General features: G+C 43.7%; 17 protein-coding genes and 2 riboswitches. Of the genes, 14 read left to right on the forward strand and 3 right to left on the reverse strand.

From position 1 onward, the window contains the following. Positions 1 to 183: 183 nt before the first annotated feature. The 9 genes from comGA to ACSQ2E_RS08655 all read left to right on the forward strand — a co-directional run bounded on the left by comGA (position 184) and on the right by ACSQ2E_RS08655 (position 4,916). Positions 184 to 1,302 carry a competence type IV pilus ATPase ComGA gene (gene comGA / locus ACSQ2E_RS08615; RefSeq protein WP_435990154.1) on the forward strand — a complete coding sequence of 373 codons (1,119 nt, stop codon included), beginning with the start codon at positions 184 to 186 and terminating at the stop codon, positions 1,300 to 1,302. Continuing rightward, positions 1,286 to 2,308, forward strand: coding sequence for a competence type IV pilus assembly protein ComGB (gene comGB, locus ACSQ2E_RS08620; protein ID WP_435990155.1), 1,023 nt, complete (start codon positions 1,286 to 1,288; stop codon positions 2,306 to 2,308). Before comGA ends, comGB begins: the two co-directional genes overlap by 17 nt. Before the next feature lie 28 nt (positions 2,309 to 2,336). Continuing rightward, a complete protein-coding gene (gene comGC, locus ACSQ2E_RS08625; RefSeq protein WP_435990156.1) occupies positions 2,337 to 2,645 on the forward strand; it encodes a competence type IV pilus major pilin ComGC in 309 nt (102 codons plus the stop codon). Positions 2,646 to 2,652: 7 nt separating this feature from the next. Further along, positions 2,653 to 3,087: a competence type IV pilus minor pilin ComGD gene (comGD, locus tag ACSQ2E_RS08630; protein WP_435994468.1), complete on the forward strand. Its 435-nt coding sequence runs from the start codon at positions 2,653 to 2,655 to the stop codon at positions 3,085 to 3,087. Then, positions 3,071 to 3,397, forward strand: coding sequence for a hypothetical protein (locus ACSQ2E_RS08635; protein ID WP_435990157.1), 327 nt, complete (start codon positions 3,071 to 3,073; stop codon positions 3,395 to 3,397). Before comGD ends, ACSQ2E_RS08635 begins: the two co-directional genes overlap by 17 nt. Continuing rightward, positions 3,369 to 3,827: a competence type IV pilus minor pilin ComGF gene (comGF, locus tag ACSQ2E_RS08640; RefSeq protein WP_435990158.1), complete on the forward strand. Its 459-nt coding sequence runs from the start codon at positions 3,369 to 3,371 to the stop codon at positions 3,825 to 3,827. Before ACSQ2E_RS08635 ends, comGF begins: the two co-directional genes overlap by 29 nt. 109 nt (positions 3,828 to 3,936) lie before the next feature. Further along, complete coding sequence (locus tag ACSQ2E_RS08645) at positions 3,937 to 4,176, forward strand: hypothetical protein (protein ID WP_435990159.1); 240 nt, start codon at positions 3,937 to 3,939, stop codon at positions 4,174 to 4,176. 3 nt (positions 4,177 to 4,179) lie between these two features. Then, on the forward strand, positions 4,180 to 4,680 hold the full coding sequence (locus ACSQ2E_RS08650) for a shikimate kinase (protein ID WP_435990160.1): 501 nt from the start codon (positions 4,180 to 4,182) through the stop codon (positions 4,678 to 4,680). Between the two features lie 56 nt (positions 4,681 to 4,736). Continuing rightward, positions 4,737 to 4,916 (forward strand): YqzE family protein, encoded by a 180-nt coding sequence (locus ACSQ2E_RS08655; RefSeq protein WP_034757956.1) that lies wholly within the window; start codon positions 4,737 to 4,739, stop codon positions 4,914 to 4,916. A 79-nt stretch (positions 4,917 to 4,995) separates the two neighbouring features. Here ACSQ2E_RS08655 and ACSQ2E_RS08660 read toward each other — a convergent pair whose 3' ends face one another. Both ACSQ2E_RS08660 and ACSQ2E_RS08665 read right to left on the reverse strand, forming a co-directional pair. Then, positions 4,996 to 5,787, reverse strand: coding sequence for a YqhG family protein (locus ACSQ2E_RS08660; RefSeq protein WP_435990161.1), 792 nt, complete (start codon positions 5,785 to 5,787; stop codon positions 4,996 to 4,998). Then, positions 5,756 to 7,456: a DEAD/DEAH box helicase gene (locus ACSQ2E_RS08665; RefSeq protein ID WP_435990162.1), complete on the reverse strand. Its 1,701-nt coding sequence runs from the start codon at positions 7,454 to 7,456 to the stop codon at positions 5,756 to 5,758. The genes ACSQ2E_RS08660 and ACSQ2E_RS08665 overlap by 32 nt, the downstream gene beginning before the upstream one ends. Positions 7,457 to 7,630: 174 nt before the next feature. Continuing rightward, positions 7,631 to 7,722, forward strand: a riboswitch (glycine riboswitch). A 3-nt stretch (positions 7,723 to 7,725) separates the two neighbouring features. Further along, positions 7,726 to 7,806: riboswitch (glycine riboswitch) on the forward strand. A gap of 97 nt (positions 7,807 to 7,903) precedes the next feature. Between ACSQ2E_RS08665 and gcvT the strand changes: the two genes are divergently transcribed. Genes gcvT through gcvPB form a run of 3 tightly spaced genes read left to right on the forward strand, consistent with a single transcriptional unit; the run spans position 7,904 to position 11,829 of the window. After that, positions 7,904 to 9,010, forward strand: coding sequence for a glycine cleavage system aminomethyltransferase GcvT (gene gcvT, locus ACSQ2E_RS08670; protein ID WP_435990163.1), 1,107 nt, complete (start codon positions 7,904 to 7,906; stop codon positions 9,008 to 9,010). Between the two features lie 16 nt (positions 9,011 to 9,026). Further along, a complete protein-coding gene (gene gcvPA / locus ACSQ2E_RS08675) occupies positions 9,027 to 10,373 on the forward strand; it encodes an aminomethyl-transferring glycine dehydrogenase subunit GcvPA (RefSeq protein ID WP_435990164.1) in 1,347 nt (448 codons plus the stop codon). Beyond that, entirely contained in the window at positions 10,366 to 11,829 is a 1,464-nt protein-coding gene (gene gcvPB, locus ACSQ2E_RS08680; protein ID WP_435990165.1) for an aminomethyl-transferring glycine dehydrogenase subunit GcvPB, read from the forward strand. The genes gcvPA and gcvPB overlap by 8 nt, the downstream gene beginning before the upstream one ends. 321 nt (positions 11,830 to 12,150) lie before the next feature. Here the strand turns inward: gcvPB and ACSQ2E_RS08685 are convergent, their stop codons facing one another. Further along, positions 12,151 to 12,534, reverse strand: a complete 384-nt coding sequence (locus ACSQ2E_RS08685; protein ID WP_034757979.1) for a rhodanese-like domain-containing protein — start codon at positions 12,532 to 12,534, stop codon at positions 12,151 to 12,153. A gap of 210 nt (positions 12,535 to 12,744) precedes the next feature. On the opposite strand from ACSQ2E_RS08685, the gene ACSQ2E_RS08690 reads away from it, so the two are divergent. Both ACSQ2E_RS08690 and ACSQ2E_RS08695 read left to right on the forward strand, forming a co-directional pair. Further along, on the forward strand, positions 12,745 to 13,581 hold the full coding sequence (locus tag ACSQ2E_RS08690; protein WP_435990166.1) for a lipoate--protein ligase family protein: 837 nt from the start codon (positions 12,745 to 12,747) through the stop codon (positions 13,579 to 13,581). A gap of 350 nt (positions 13,582 to 13,931) precedes the next feature. Further along, positions 13,932 to 16,502, forward strand: coding sequence for a vitamin B12-dependent ribonucleotide reductase (locus ACSQ2E_RS08695; protein WP_435990167.1), 2,571 nt, complete (start codon positions 13,932 to 13,934; stop codon positions 16,500 to 16,502). Positions 16,503 to 16,528 lie beyond the last annotated feature (26 nt).

The following is a 16,528-nucleotide window of genomic DNA, read 5'->3' on the forward strand; positions in this document are numbered from 1 at the left end:
AAAATATAGTATGGATGTATTTTGACGATCTATTCATGTATTGTTAAAAAGTTATTAAAATGTTTTCGGAATGCATTGTCTGTTGTAATAATGGTTTGGTTGATATTGATAATAGTATGGGGGGCAACTGAAAGAGACTTTTAATTAAAAATTCTTTCAGAAAAAGAAGGATTTTGCCAATTAATGTCGTATATATACTTTAAGAAAACAGAAAGGTGGTGCCAATCCATATTTCACTCAGTCGAATCATTATCGGAAGTGATGATCGGAGAAGCGTTCAGCAATGATGCAACAGATGTTCATTTGATTCCCAGAACGAAAGATTACTTGATTCAATTCAGAAAGCTCGGGGTACTGGTTCCGTTCCAGACCATAGACCCGGATCAGGCAGACCGCTTGATTGCCCATCTGAAGTTCATGGCCTCCATGGATATCGGTGAAAAGCGTAAACCCCAAAGCGGCTCCTTCAGCCTTACCGTAAAAAACACACCCCTATCTCTCAGGATTTCCACCCTGCCAACCACCCATTTAAAAGAAAGTCTCGTCATTCGGATACTCCCACAAAAATACCAGATTCCCATTGAAAAAATGTCACTATACCCGTCATCAGCTAAAAAACTTCTTGCACTTCTTATGCATTCCCATGGGCTCATTCTGTTTACAGGACCGACCGGAAGTGGTAAAACGACCACTTTGTATTCCCTCGTGCACCATTGCTCCGTCGCCCTGAACCGGAATGTGATCACCCTTGAGGATCCCGTGGAGAAGCAGCATGATGAAATGGTGCAGATCCAGGTAAATGAAAAAGCAGGGATTACGTATTCCACGGGATTAAAAGCTATTTTGCGGCATGATCCCGATATCATCATGGTGGGGGAAATCCGGGACCGGGAGACGGCCGAGATTGCGATACGGGCGTCCCTGACAGGTCACTTGGTGATTTCCACCTTGCATACAAGGGACGCAAAAGGAGCGATATACCGCTTGATGGAACTGGGGATTGAGTGGCATGACATCGAACAGACGCTTCTCGCGGTATCTGCTCAGAGGTTGTTGAAGCTCCTCTGTCCGATCTGCAAATCAGAATGTGGCGGTCAATGCCTTAGAGGGAAAAACCGTAACAGGGCATCTGTCTATGAAATCATTACGGGAAGTGCTTTGAAGGACGTACTGAAGGAGGCGAAGGGTGAGAGGGTAAAGCATCAGTACCGCACATTGCAGGCATTGATTTGTAAGGGGGTGGCACTCGGCTTTGTTTCAGAACATGAATATAGGAAATGGGTTCATGAAGAAAAACGATGATCAAGGTAAATTTCTGAAGAGGCTTGGGGATCTCCTTCAAAAAGGGTATTCCTTTACTGAAGCCATCGACTTTCTCTTGCTTCCCAAAGAAAAGAAAACCATCAAATTAAAAAAGAGATTGATCGGTTCCCTCCAAAAAGGAGAGTCCATCTCCTCCGTGATGAATAAACACCTTAACATCCCCGCTCATGTCAGCGCACAGATTTTTTTCGCGGAGCATCATGGCAAAATGGGCCACACCTTGTCAGAGGCAGGAAGCTATCTCATAAAGAGAAGAAAAAATCAGGAGCAATTGCAAAAGGTCTTTCAATACCCGCTCATGTTAATTTTTATGTCCATCATCATGATGGTCTTGCTTCGAAAGGTATTATTTCCAAGATTTCAGTCCCTTTATTCTTCGATGGGCTATGAACCTTCAGCCAAACTTACGTATCTTCTACACTTCATTGAGAACTTCCCCATTATTTTCAGTGCAGGTTTATTGTTTCTCCTTATCCTTACAATCGTTCTTTTCCTTTTCAAGAATAGAATTTCCCCTGTGAAACTCTCGGTTGTCTTATGTCGTATACCATTGATCTCCACTTACATGAAGCTTGGTCATTCCCACTTTTTTTCGAGGGAAATAAGCTTCCTGCTCTCAAGCGGAGTATCCATCACGGAATCCCTCCTCATCATCGAAAGACAATCATTCCGTCCGACCTTACAATACATTTCCAGCCATTGCATTAAACAACTTAAAGCCGGGAGTCCGTTTCATGATTGTTTTTTAACTATGCCTTTTTTTCAAGAAGAGCTGTCATTCGTTGTCCAGCATGGGCAGACGAACGGAAGATTGGCAGAGGAACTTCGTATTTACAGTGATATCTGCTTTCAGGAATTAGAGGAGAAAACACATGCCTGGCTCAAGTATATCCAGCCTGCAATCTTTACTTTTGTCGGTCTATTCATCATGGCGATCTATTTTTCCATCATGATGCCTCTCTTTCAGATGATGCAGGGAATCTAAAAAAAAATCCATAACCAGGAGGGGAAATATGCTTAAAAATGAAAAAGGATTCACCCTAATCGAAATGATGATCGTTTTGTTGGTCATTTCCGTTTTACTTTTCATTACGATCCCGAATGTCACGAATCAGAGTAATTCTATTAATTCTAAGGGGTGTGAAGCGTTTGTGCATATGGTGGAAGGGCAGATTGAAGCATATAAAATGGATGGGAATACTGATGCAGTGACCATTGATACCCTGGTTGCCGATGGCTATCTGAACGATGACTATAAAGCTTGTCCCGACGGAAGGGCCATCTCCATCAATAGTGAGGGGAAGGTGGTGACAGCTGATTAATGATGGCATAAAAGCTGAAGCGGGATATACCCTGGTTGAAATGCTCATCGTCTTATTGATCTTTACCATATTATTATCATGGGTTGGTTTCTCCATCGTTCCTTTAAAAGATCATACTCAAAAGGATCTGTTCATTTCTCAGCTTGAATCGGACCTTTACCAGATCCAAAGTTACAGTATCAATCATCAAACACCACTCTTCCTCACTTTTTATCCATTTACAAATAAATATGTTGCTAAAACGGACGCTAGACAAACAATTGTTTCGAGAGAGCTTCCTGACGGTATACAGATAAATTCTACGAACAGCCTGGAAGAAATCACTTTTTATCCTGATGGAAATACAAGCCAATTTGGCAGGGTGAATTTCAAAATGGGAGATATCACCATGTCCCTGATGTTCCAAATTGGTCAAGGAAGATTTTATGTACAAGAATACTAAGGGTTTTTCATTACCGGAAACACTAGTAGCGTTTAGTTGTGTCCTCATGATTTGCGGCTTGTTTATCCCCTTCCTCATGCATTATGCTTCCCGCCTTCAACAGCTCCAACGTGAAGTGGAGGCATTGAAATTTCTTCGTGAAGGGGTGGAGGAGGCAATCGTTACACATGAGTTTGTTGACCATTCAAGAACCTATAAGGGGGTCAAGTATGAGCTTGTGTGGGAAAGCGGAGGGAGTGGTGAAGCGTGTGTGCGCTATGGTGAAAAAGCAGTGGCCTTCCATGAGGTTTGTGTCGGGGCGGATGGATGAGAAGGGGTTCACATTGATTGAAGCACTGTTAAGCTTTAGTTTGTTTTGTATGATTTCCCTCAGTATTCCTCTGATGATGAAAGGTTTTTCGACAATCAAGCATGATTTGGTCCCTCCCCGTTATTATGAATGGAATTTATTTCATGAAAGTGTGAGAAATGAATTAAGGAAGGCAAATGATGTAAATGTATTGTCCAATCAGATCTCCTTCGTCATCGATGGAGAAACAATACTGTATGAAAAATATAATCAGTCCATTAGAAGGAGGGTGAATAATAGGGGGCATGAAATTGTCCTTCAGTCAGTGGACCATTTTACGTTTGATGTCATCCAACAGGGGGTGCATTTGAATCTTGAATTTGAAGGTGGAGAAAAAGTGGAAGGGAACTTCTTTTACTTTTCAGGGATTGAGGGGCGATCCTCTCCTTAACAATAGCGGTTTTATTCTCCCGTATACGCTGCTTCTATTGATGATTGTCCTGCTTTTAGCACTTGCATCAAAAGATTTGTTTATAAGTAAGTATCAGTATCTCTCTAATATGAAGAGTATCCAAGAAAGAAATGTAAGTGTCTCCCACGTCATCTTACGGGAAATCGAGAATGGACCTCATCCTTCGGGGCATGTAAAAACCAAATTTGGTGATGTCATGACCACCAGTCAGATGCTAAACCCGGAAGAAGTCCAATTAGAAGTGACATTTTCACGGGATAAGAAGGTTTTTCTTCCTGCGACGGTTGTGTATAATAGGGAAACAAAACAAATCATACGTTGGGAGTAGAATATGAAACCGATTTTCTTCATTGGCTTTATGGGGGTAGGAAAGACGACGATAGGAAAACGTCTTGGAGACGTATTGAATCTTCCGGTCATTGATATGGATCAATACATTGAAAGAATTGAACAAAAGGCGATTAAAGACATCTTTCATCAGCATGGTGAAGCGTATTTCAGGGATCTGGAAACGAAGGTGCTCTTTGAATTACAAAGTGAAGAAGCCATTATCACGACTGGCGGGGGAGTGGTGGAAAGAAAGGCGAATCGGGATATATTACGGCAGAACGGCTCTGTGTTCCATTTAACATGCTCTTTTGATGCACTATGGGATAGGCTTGAAGGGGATGAGGATCGTCCTCTGGTACAAAATAATTCAAAGGACAAATTATTGGCCCTTTTCGAGCGCCGGTTTCCCCTGTATGAAAAAGGGAGCTCTGTAACCATTCAAACAGATTATAAATCAGTCGATGAAGTGGTTCAAGCGATATTGCCCTATATTGAGAGTTAGGTCGTATAATTTCCAGTCTAATGGTGATACTGATAAAAGCGGAAGGTGGTGCTTTTATGTCAGTAAATGATTATGTTAAGTTCATAACACAAACATTTGTCCAACATTATGAAAAATCACCCCATGAACGTAAAACATTAAAAAAGCAGAGGAAGAATGAGCGGGAACCATTCCTCTTCAGGTGGTTCGGCATCATTCCATATGCTTTCATGATCATGTTCAAGAAAAATAAATAGTGGATAAGGATTACCTTTATGGTAGTCCTTTTTTTGTAGTGGAAGGGGTATCAAACAAAGTTTGTTCCCCCTTGAATCCTCACTTTGACTGCTGTAGATAAAAAATACCGCCGTTTATGACCTCAATGATGATTTTCGGTTCGTACTGCTCCTTTAACGCCTGTTGTTCAAGAAAATAAGATTCAGGCTTTTCTTCCTGATCTCCATAAAAATGATCCAGAAGTTGAAGGTCCTCCTCCCAGGTTTTCCTTGCTTGTTCCGCCCATTCGACGGGCTCCCTTTTGATTTCTTCATAAAGATACGCCTGAATCCGGTTCACTCCGCTTTTCGGTTTGATGATCGGTGTCAAAGTGAATGAGAAGTCAGGAATCTTCGGCGTCAGATTTCTGGATAATAATGACGAGTGAAAGTCCTCTTCTATGACGCCGTTGATCAGATTCAATCCGATACTCTTAATGCTGTCTTTCTTTCGATTGGATTGATAGGATATTTTAATATTCAGCCCGAGCCAAGGGTGCAGAGGGGTCTGCTGCCCACTCGGCGTGTACCGGTTCTCGTACAGTCGGATATACCCTGCCAAGTTCCGCGTTGAGTGAAAGATCTGATGTAGTCGCGGTGAACCAAAGTGAATGGGTTCTCCTTTCATATCTTCCGGTGCATGGTCAGGATTTGTGACGAGAGATAATGTCATAGGATTTGGGGTACCACCTGTTTTTTCGAGATAATGCCAGTAGAACGGACGGTTCATAAGCTCTTTATCCAAGTCGATTGTAAGCTGTACGGTCATATATCCATTCCCGTTCGCCACCATGTCACAGCCGTTGGCAAGGAAGTACCTCTCAAGAAATCGATGAATTTCGTGCTGCTGCATTGGATTTCTCCTCCTTTAATTGTTCTGCAAATTGAATCATACTGGTCAAATTTTCCATTTTGATCTTCATTTCCCCTTCTGTACGGGAGGAGGAGAGGATGTCTGTCACATGCTCTTCAAAATCCCTGAAATCAAGTCGCGTCAGGATTTCGTCCAATTGACCGATTACACGCTCAAAAAGATTGATCTTTTCATACAGAAGCTTCAGGATATGTTCTTCAACGGTGTTCTTTGTTGCGAAGTTATAGATGTGAACATCTTCCGTCTGGCCAAGTCGGTGCACACGGCCTATTCGCTGCTCAAGCCTCATAGGGTTCCAAGGAAGGTCGAAATTGATCACGTGATGGCAGAATTGTAGGTTGATTCCTTCCCCGCCGGCCTCGGTGGCGATCAGCACCTGGCCATGCTTCTGGAATAATTCACGCATCCAGTCTTTTTTACCACGTTTAAATCCACCCCTGAATGGGACTGAGCTGATTCCATGCTGTTTCAAAAACCATTGAAGATAGAGCTGTGTCGCCCGGTACTCGGTAAAAATGATTACTTTATCATTAATGGACTGCACGATTTCCAATGCTTTCTGAGCCTTGGAGTTCATCGTGACATTTTCTACTTTTTTCATCAGTGCACCAATTACCTGTTCAAAGGCTGGTGTAGGGGATTCCTTCTTTTCAAGCATATTCTTCAGGGTGTAAAAAACAGCTTCACGTGAGCTGCATGCTTCTCTTTGTAAAGTCAAAAGGGAGAAGGAGCTCGAATTGGCCCAGTCATCATATCGCCCCTTTAGCATATCTATACTGTCATACAAGTCCCTTTCGGCTTCATTGAAATCGATCAACACCGTCTTCACATGCCGCTTCGTCCATTCGATACCTGTATCACCACGTCTGTTACGGATCATCACTTTGTTGATGAGGCTTTTTAAATGTTCATCCTCCTGAAGCGAACGATCTCCTTTTTTATATCTGTCTGTAAATCCTGATTCATTCCCAAGATGACCCGGTTTCAATAAGGAAACTAGATGAAAGATTTCCTCTACACGATTTTGGATGGGAGTTGCAGTCAAAAGCAGGCAGAACTTTTTCTTTAGATTCTGCACAAATTCATAGTTTTTTGTTTTATGATTTTTCAGTTTGTGAGCTTCATCAATGATCACCAAGTCATAATCCTGCTCATACACTTTTTCACGGTGAGGACTTCTCTTCGCTGTGTCCATGGAAGAAACCACGATGTCACATTGATCCCACACATAGCTCTTTCGCTGGGGGACAGCGGGAATGAAGAACTTACTGTTCAATTCATAAGCCCACTGAGAAACAAGGGAGGCGGGAACAAGTATCAATACTTTTTTTACTAATCCCCTAATCATGTACTCTTTTAATATCAACCCTGCCTCGATTGTCTTTCCGAGTCCGACTTCATCTGCAAGGATGGCTTTTCCATTCATCGTTTCCACAACCTGTTTCGCTGCTTCCAGCTGATGAGGGAGCGGAGTGACGTTTGCCAAATGTTTCGGAGCCTGCAGGCCTTCAAAGTTCGGAATTGCAAGATGTTGCTCGAATTCGATGGCGAGCTTATAAAGTTCCCAGTTCCCCCATGGTCCATCGTTTTCGATTAAATTCTCGAGACCTTCTCCCCACTCTTCATCAAATATAACTTCAACATTCATCTGAAAAACATCTCCTTAATTCTTATAAAAATGATTGCTCAAAACTCGTATTTAATGGTAGGATGAAAATAGATTTTCAATTGTTAGAAAAACTCGAAAATCCGAACATTCACATTTACAACATTTCTTCTGTATATTTCTAGTATGACCAATTGTTTCAAGGAATATTGGCGAATGATGACAAGGGGAGAGACTGTGCATTCAGCGCCGAAGGAGCAAGCACGTTTAAGTGTGAATCTCTCAGGCAAAAAGACTCTTGTTGGACGCAACTCTGGAGAGTGTTTCCGTTATCAGGAAACCACCAAAGGGGAAAGCCGTTCTTCGGTAAACTTTCAGGTGCAAGGACAGAGAAAACTTCTTTATGAAAAGGGGTTTTTCTGTCCTTTTTTCATGGGATAAAACGTGGTTAAGGATTATGCATGTAAGAAAGATAAAGGGGGAAAAGTCATGTCAGAGTTAAAACAAACACCTTTATACGAAGTGTACAAAGAGTATGGAGGAAAGACCATCGACTTCGGTGGCTGGGCTTTACCAGTGCAATTCTCAAGTATTAAGGAAGAACATGAAGCGGTACGATCCCGGGCAGGACTATTCGACGTTTCTCATATGGGAGAAATTGAAGTGAAGGGTGAAGGGGCTCTTGACTACTTACAAAAAATGATGACAAATGATGTCTCCAAAGTGAAAGACGGAGGCGCTCAGTATACGGCTATGTGCTACGAAAACGGTGGGACGGTCGATGATTTACTTGTTTATAAGATAAAAGATAATGATTATTTGCTTGTTGTCAATGCAGCAAATATAGATAAAGATTTCAAATGGTTGAAAGAACATCAGACAGAAGAAGTTGAAATTAACAATATCTCTGAACAAATGGCACAATTGGCACTTCAAGGTCCGATTGCCGAAGAGGTGTTACAAACAATCACAAATGAACATACATTGGGTGACATCGGATTTTTTAAATTTCAGACTGAAGTGAACATAGATGGGAAGCACGCACTCGTTTCCCGTACAGGTTACACAGGGGAAGACGGGTTTGAGATTTACTGTGATGCAGGAGATGCGGCTGTGATCTGGAAGGCGATCCTGGCTGCCGGCAAGGAGCAGGGCGTCCTTCCATGCGGACTAGGTGCGCGTGACACCTTGCGTTTTGAAGCGAACCTTGCCCTTTACGGACAAGAATTATCTCAATCGATCACACCGATCGAGGCGGGAATCGGTTTCGCTGTAAAAGTGAATAAAGAGATTCCATTCATCGGTCAGGAAGTACTGAAACGACAAAAAGAAGAAGGTGCCCCGCGAAAGATCGTCGGTATTGAAATGATCGACCGCGGCATCCCCCGTCATGGTTATAAAGTATTTTCAGGTGAAGAAGAAATAGGGGAAGTCACAACAGGGACACAATCGCCTACATTAAAGAAAAATATTGGATTGGCATTGCTTGATAAAGAATTCACTTCACTGGATACAGAAGTACAGGTTGAAATCAGAGGGAAAAAGCTTAAAGCGAAAGTGGCATCAACACCTTTTTATAAAAGACCAAAGAAATAGGGGAGGAATGACGGTCATGAAGCATCGTTATTTACCGATGACAGAGCAGGATCAAAGGGAAATGTTAGAACAAATAGGAGTAGACAGCGTTAACGATCTATTTGAAGATATTCCTGAACAGGTTCGTTTCAAAGGGGATTACAGAATCAAAGAAGCGAAGTCAGAAACGGAACTGGTAAAAGAACTGACTAAAATGGCAGCGAAGAATGCTGACCTGAAAAGTCATACATCGTTTCTCGGGGCAGGGGTCTATGATCACTACATGCCGATCATCGTGGATCACGTATTATCACGTTCAGAGTTTTATACAGCTTATACGCCATATCAGCCTGAGATTTCCCAAGGGGAGCTTCAAGCGATTTTTGAATTCCAGACGATGATTTGTGAGCTGACAGGTATGGATGTAGCGAACTCCTCTATGTATGATGGGGGAACGGCTCTTGCAGAAGCAGCAATGCTGAGCGCAGGCCAGACCCGTCGCAAGAAGGTCCTTGTTTCAAGCACAGTCCATCCCGAATCACGTGATGTTTTGCGCTCATATGCAAAAGGTCAGTATATCGAAGTGGTGGAGATTCCGCACACAGATGGTGTAACCGATGTGGAAGAACTTAAGAAATTAATGAGTGATGAGATTGCAGCGGTCATCGTTCAATATCCTAACTTCTTCGGGCGGGTCGAGGAGCTGAAAGCGATCGAAGAAGTGGCACACGGGGAAAAAGCGATGTTCGTCGTATCCTCAAACCCCCTTGCACTCGGGGCACTTACACCTCCAGGGGAATTAGGGGCTGACATTGTCATTGGGGATGCACAGCCATTCGGTATCCCGAGTGCCTTCGGTGGGCCTCACTGCGGATACTTCGCCGTGAATAAGAAGCTTATGCGTAAGGTACCTGGCCGCCTGGTCGGTCAAACTGTCGATGAAGACGGCATCCGTGGTTTCGTTTTGACTCTCCAAGCTCGTGAACAACATATCCGTCGTGACAAAGCGACATCGAATATCTGTTCCAATCAGGCATTGAATGCACTCGCGGCATCCGTCGCGATGACCGCACTCGGAAAACAGGGTGTCAAAGAAATGGCCATTCAAAATATCCAAAAAGCTCATTATGCCAAGGAAGCGTTGAAAGCGAAAGGATTCCTCGTCGCGTTTGAAGGACCATCTTTCAATGAGTTTGTCGTAAAAGTAAATAGGCCGGTCAAAGACATCAATCAAAAGCTACTGGAAAAAGACATGATTGGTGGATATGATCTTGGACTAATGGACGACAGCTTGACACAGCATATGCTGGTGGCTGTCACAGAACTTCGCAGCAAAGATGAAATCGATGCATTCGCAGCAGAATTGGGGGATTGTCATGAATAAGCAAGATCAACCTCTTATTTTTGAATTATCAAAAGAAGGCCGAATTGGTTACAGCTTACCTGAAATGGATGTACCTCAGGTAGATCTATCCGAGCTCTTTCCACCTGAGTATATACGCACAGAAGCACCGGAACTCCCGGAGGTCTCTGAACTCGATATCATGCGCCATTATACGGCCTTATCCAAACGTAATCACGGTGTGGACTCCGGATTCTATCCACTTGGATCCTGTACGATGAAGTATAATCCGAAAGTGAACGAAAACGTTGCACGCTTGAATGGATTTGCCCATATCAATCCGCTACAGGAAGCAGAAAGCGTTCAAGGTGCCCTTGAACTGATGTATGACCTGCAGGAGCATTTGAAAGAAATCACCGGTATGGATGAAGTCACACTTCAACCTGCTGCGGGGGCCCATGGCGAATGGACCGGTCTTATGATGATCCGTGCCTATCATGAAGCGAATGGTGATACACACCGTACGAAGGTCATCGTACCCGATTCCGCTCATGGCACGAATCCTGCCAGTGCAACGGTTGCCGGCTTTGAAACCATTACCGTTAAGTCCAACGAGAATGGGCTCGTCGATTTAGACGATCTTAAGCGCGTCGTCGGGGATGACACGGCTGCCCTGATGTTGACAAACCCGAACACCCTTGGATTATTCGAAGAGAACATCATGGAAATGGCTTCCATCATTCATGAAGCTGGCGGTAAGCTGTATTATGACGGTGCCAATCTAAATGCGGTTCTATCGAAAGCAAGACCGGGGGATATGGGATTTGATGTCGTACATTTAAATCTCCATAAGACATTCACTGGCCCTCACGGAGGCGGTGGTCCGGGAAGCGGTCCTGTCGGAGTGAAGGAAGACTTGATTAAATACCTTCCTAAACCGGTACTTGTGAAAAATGGTGAAACATTCGAATTCGATTACAACAGACCTGAATCCATCGGCCGGGTAAAACCTTACTATGGAAACTTTGGTATCAATGTCCGTGCTTATACGTATATCAGGACGATGGGTCCGGACGGACTGAGAGCCGTAACGGAAAACGCGGTTCTGAATGCCAATTACATGATGCGTCGACTCGCACCTCACTTTGACCTTCCTTACGACCGTCATTGTAAGCATGAGTTTGTCATCAGCGGGAAACGTCAGAAGAAGCTCGGCGTCCGTACATTGGATATTGCGAAGCGACTACTGGACTTCGGATATCACCCACCGACCATCTACTTCCCATTGAACGTGGAAGAGTGCATGATGATCGAACCGACGGAAACAGAATCAAAAGAAACCCTTGATTCATTCATTGATGCCATGATCCAAATTGCCAAAGAAGCAGAAGAAACACCGGAAATCGTCCAGGAAGCCCCTCACACAACCATCGTGAAGCGTATGGATGAAACACTGGCAGCAAGAAAACCGGTACTGCGTTATACAAAAGAGAGCTAAACATACTATTTACATTGAAAGCCCTGCAGAAAAATCTCTGCAGGGCTTTTATTTGAGGGTCGGACCTTCGATATGTAGTGGTTGTGGAGGGGGAACCGGCCGATTTGGGTGATAATCCAGCCGGAAAATCAATGAAACCAGCCGTTTTGGTCGATAATCCGGCCGGTTAATCTGAAAATCCAGCCGTTTTCAGGAGAAAACCAGCCTAATACCATTTAATTCCATCAGCAGTACTAGAACAGTATCACCTCTTAAATGGTTCATGCACGAACACCCATCCCACCCAATAAAAAAAGATCGCCCCAGGGCGATCTCTCTGCATTATTTTTTATGCTTTACTTTCCCTGTCCACTTTTTGAATCCACCCTGTAATTGGTGAAGATTGCGGTAGCCTTTTTTGTGCAGCATTTGTGCTGCTCTTCCGCTGCGGAGTCCGCTTTGGCAATAAAGGTATACAGGTTGATCTGAGCGGATTTCCTTTTGTCTCATTTTGATCTGTGACAATGGAATATTCCGTGCACCGAGGACGTGACCGTTTTCAAATTCATTCGCTTCACGAACATCTATCAATTGAGCTTTACGATATCCTGCTCGAAATTCTTCCTCATTCAATGTATTCACGATTCTCTTTTGATAGAAGAACGTAAAAAGTGAATAGATGATGATTCCACCAAGTACGACTAAAAGAATATATAATCCTTCCATCATTCATGCTCCTTTCTACAAGTGCGCTATCTTCTATTATATTCATGAAGTGAGTAAGAATCAAAACAAATTTATTATTTTACAGCAAACACTTTCCAATCTGTTTTTCTTTGTTTTTTCGATTGGATTTGATAGACTAGTAACGGACTTGAATGAAGATGGATTTTTACATATCAATATTAAACAGAAGACGTAAATGAGGTATGCTGCATGAAAAAGGAAACGTGGAGATTTATTGACTCCGGTAATTGTTCTCCCTCTTATAATATGGCTCTTGATGAGGCATTGCTTGATTGGCACAGTGAAGGGAAGATCCCTCCTACGATCCGGTTTTACGGGTGGGATCCAGCGACACTTTCCATCGGTTATTTTCAAAAAGTGGAAAAGGAAATCAATCTTGACGCCGTCAAAGAGCATGGACTTGGTTTTGTGAGACGGCCGACGGGAGGCAGAGGGGTTCTTCATGAACATGAATTGACGTACAGCGTCATCGTTTCAGAAGAACATCCGGAAATGCCGAGAACCGTCACAGAAGCGTACCGTGTCATTTCCGAAGGGATTCTGAAGGGATTTCAAGGTCTTGGTCTCGAAGCCTACTTTGCTGTACCAAGAACGGCGGAAGAGCGGGAAGGATTAAAAAACCCGCGTTCAGCGGTTTGCTTTGATGCTCCGAGCTGGTATGAGCTTGTCGTTGAAGGACGAAAAGTGGCAGGAAGTGCACAGACCAGGCAAAAAGGTGTCATCCTTCAGCACGGTTCGATTCTATTGGATCTTGACGAGGATAAACTGTTCAGCCTGTTTAACTACCCATCTGACAGGGTAAAAGAGCGTATGCAGCGGGCATTTAAAAGCAAGGCTGTTGCGATGAATGAAATCAGTTCCGTACCGGTCACGATGGATATGGCGAAAGAAGCATTCAAAAAAGGTTTTGAGAAAGGATTGAACATCCATCTCGAGCCTTATGAGCTCTCTGAAGAGGAAACACAATATGTTGTGGATCTTGCCGAGTCCCGATACGAATCTGATGAGTGGAATTTTAAACGTTAAAAAATTTTTTGTAGAAAAAAAGCGATGCTTGTCGCTTTTTTCCTATTTTACCAACGATAACGGTGCTTTATTTTATATCAAGTTCTAAATTAATAGAAATGGACGGAGTATTATATGATTTTCTATTCTTTTCTCCCGTTTTCTATTTTTATTGGCATATTAACCGTTTGACAAACAAATGACCTATTGACCCAAAACACAATATATGGTGTGTCGAATAATTTTTCGTACACAATATGTTGTGTTTATTTATTGCTTTTCCAGAATGGCTATGATATCTTAATAATTGATATAATACATCAGTGAAGAAAGCAGAAACTGAAACATTTGAGATAGAAGGAGTTGTCTTTATGACTGTTGCGTCGAAAAATACGATGAAATTAAACACCGAGAGATTAAATAAGGATATTGGATTGTTTCCTCAAGTACATCCCATTACACCGGATATGAAAACTACACACAAAGGTGTATCCCGTCTTGTCATGATCGATCGTTATTCGTTCAAAGACACGGAAAAGATCACTCTTTCCGAAGGAGATTTCGTGGTCCTCACCATCAAGGAAGATCCGAAGTTCCCTGCAAGGGGATTGGGCTACATATCAAGCATCGATTGGGAAACGAAAAAAGCATCTGTCTGGATCGAAGAAGAGTACAGAAGTGCCATCGATAAACCGGAGGAAATGGAGACGGGGATTGTCTCGAGGACACTCGATGTCATTGAAAAACCACTTGAAGTCTACTATGAACAAATTGCGAAGCGTAACGCAACAGGCTTGGCAGAAGTGGAACAAACTCCTGAAAAGAGACAGGTTTGGTTTGAAAAATTCTATCATGAACTAGTGAACCTGCATTTTGTTCCTGCCGGACGGGTCCTGTACGGAGCGGGTGCAGGCACGGACGTAACATACTTCAACTGTTACGTGATGCCATTCGTACAGGATTCCCGCGAAGGTATTTCAGAACACCGCAAGCAGGTGATGGAGATCATGAGCCGAGGCGGCGGAGTCGGAACGAATGGATCGACGCTTCGTCCACGCAATACACTGGCGAAAGGCGTCAACGGTAAATCATCAGGCTCCGTTTCCTGGCTGGACGATATTGCGAAATTGACTCATTTGGTTGAGCAGGGCGGATCAAGACGTGGGGCCCAAATGATTATGTTAACCGATTGGCATCCGGATATTATCGAATTCATTACTTCTAAAATGCAAAACCCGCGTATCCTGCGTTATCTTCTGGAAAACACGGAAGATGAAACCATTAAAAAGGCGGCTCAGGAAAAGTTGAAATTCACCCCTCTTACAGAGCAAGAGGAAGCGATGTATCAAGGGATCCTGAACTACAGACAAATCCCCGGCTATGGTGGATTTGATGCGAAGATCCTTAAGAATGCAGAAGAAAAACTGCGCACAGGCGGAACGTACAGCGTCCATAATTCAGAATTCCTGACAGGGGCGAACATCTCCGTCTGCCTGACAAGCGACTTTATGGAAGCAGTGGAAAACGATCGTGATTATGAACTGCGCTTCCCAGATGTGGAAAGCTATAATGAAGAGCAAATGAAGTACTATAATGAAGAGTGGCACAATGTAGGCGATGTACGTGAGTGGGAAAAGCTCGGATATAAAGTGCGTACCTACCGCAAAATCAAGGCGAAGGAACTGTGGAACCTGATCAATGTGTGTGCAACGTACTCGGCTGAACCTGGAATCTTCTTTATCGATAACGCAAATGATATGACGAATGCGAAAGCATATGGGCAGAAAGTAGTCGCTACGAACCCTTGTGGCGAGCAGCCGCTTGCACCATATTCAGTATGTAACCTGGCAGCTGTCAACCTTGCCCGATTCGCCGATAAAGAAACGAAAACAGTTGATTTTGAAAAATTGAAGCGGACGGTGGAAGTAGGCGTCCGCATGCAGGACAATGTCATCGACGCGACTCCATACTTCCTGGATGAAAATAAGAAGCAGGCTCTCGGAGAGCGACGCGTAGGCCTTGGTGTAATGGGTCTTGCCGACTTATTGATCTACTGTGAAAAAGAATACGGTTCAGAAGAGGGCAACAGGCTTGTGGATGAAGTATTTGAAGTCATCGCGACAACCGCTTATCGTGCTTCTGTGGAATTATCGAAGGAAAAAGGAAGTTTCCCATTCCTGACTGGAAGCACCGATGAAGAAACGAAGGCCCTGCGTAAGGCATTCGTGGAAACAGGCTTTATGAAGAAAATGCCTGAAGACGTACGTCATGACATTGAAGAGTACGGGATCCGGAACTCCCATCTGCTGACGGTGGCCCCAACAGGTTCAACAGGTACGATGGTCGGGGTCTCGACGGGTCTTGAGCCATACTTCTCCTTCACCTATTACAGAAGTGGACGTCTCGGTAAATTCATTGAAGTAAAGGCGGATATTGTAGAGGATTACTTGAAGAGAAATCCGGATGCGGATGCAGACAATCTTCCGGAATGGTTCGTTTCTTCCATGAGCCTGGCTCCACAAGCACATGCCGACGTTCAATGCGTTATCCAGAATTGGATCGACAGCTCCATTTCGAAAACCGTTAATGCCCCTCGTGGTTATACGGTAGAACAAGTAGAAAAAGTATATGAGCGACTTTATAAAGGTGGAGCAAAAGGCGGTACCGTGTATGTGGACGGAAGCCGTGATTCTCAGGTGCTCACCCTTAAAGCGGAAGAAAACAGCTTTGATGATGAGAATGAACAGGATCAACATGATATTCCGACTGCCAAAAAGCCGATCGTCTTACTGGATACAATCCAGGACGTGCGTTCAACGGACGTGACCATCGGTTCTGAAGTGGGGAATACGTGCCCGGTCTGCCGTAAAGGTACGGTAAAAGATATGGGTGGATGCAATACTTGTACAAACTGCGGCGCTCAGCTGAAGTGTGGACTATAATCATTTAGATGCGCAGGAGGGGACTG

The sequence above is a fragment of the Rossellomorea sp. LjRoot5 genome, assembly GCF_964253455.1.
GTDB lineage: Bacteria > Bacillota > Bacilli > Bacillales > Bacillaceae_B > Rossellomorea.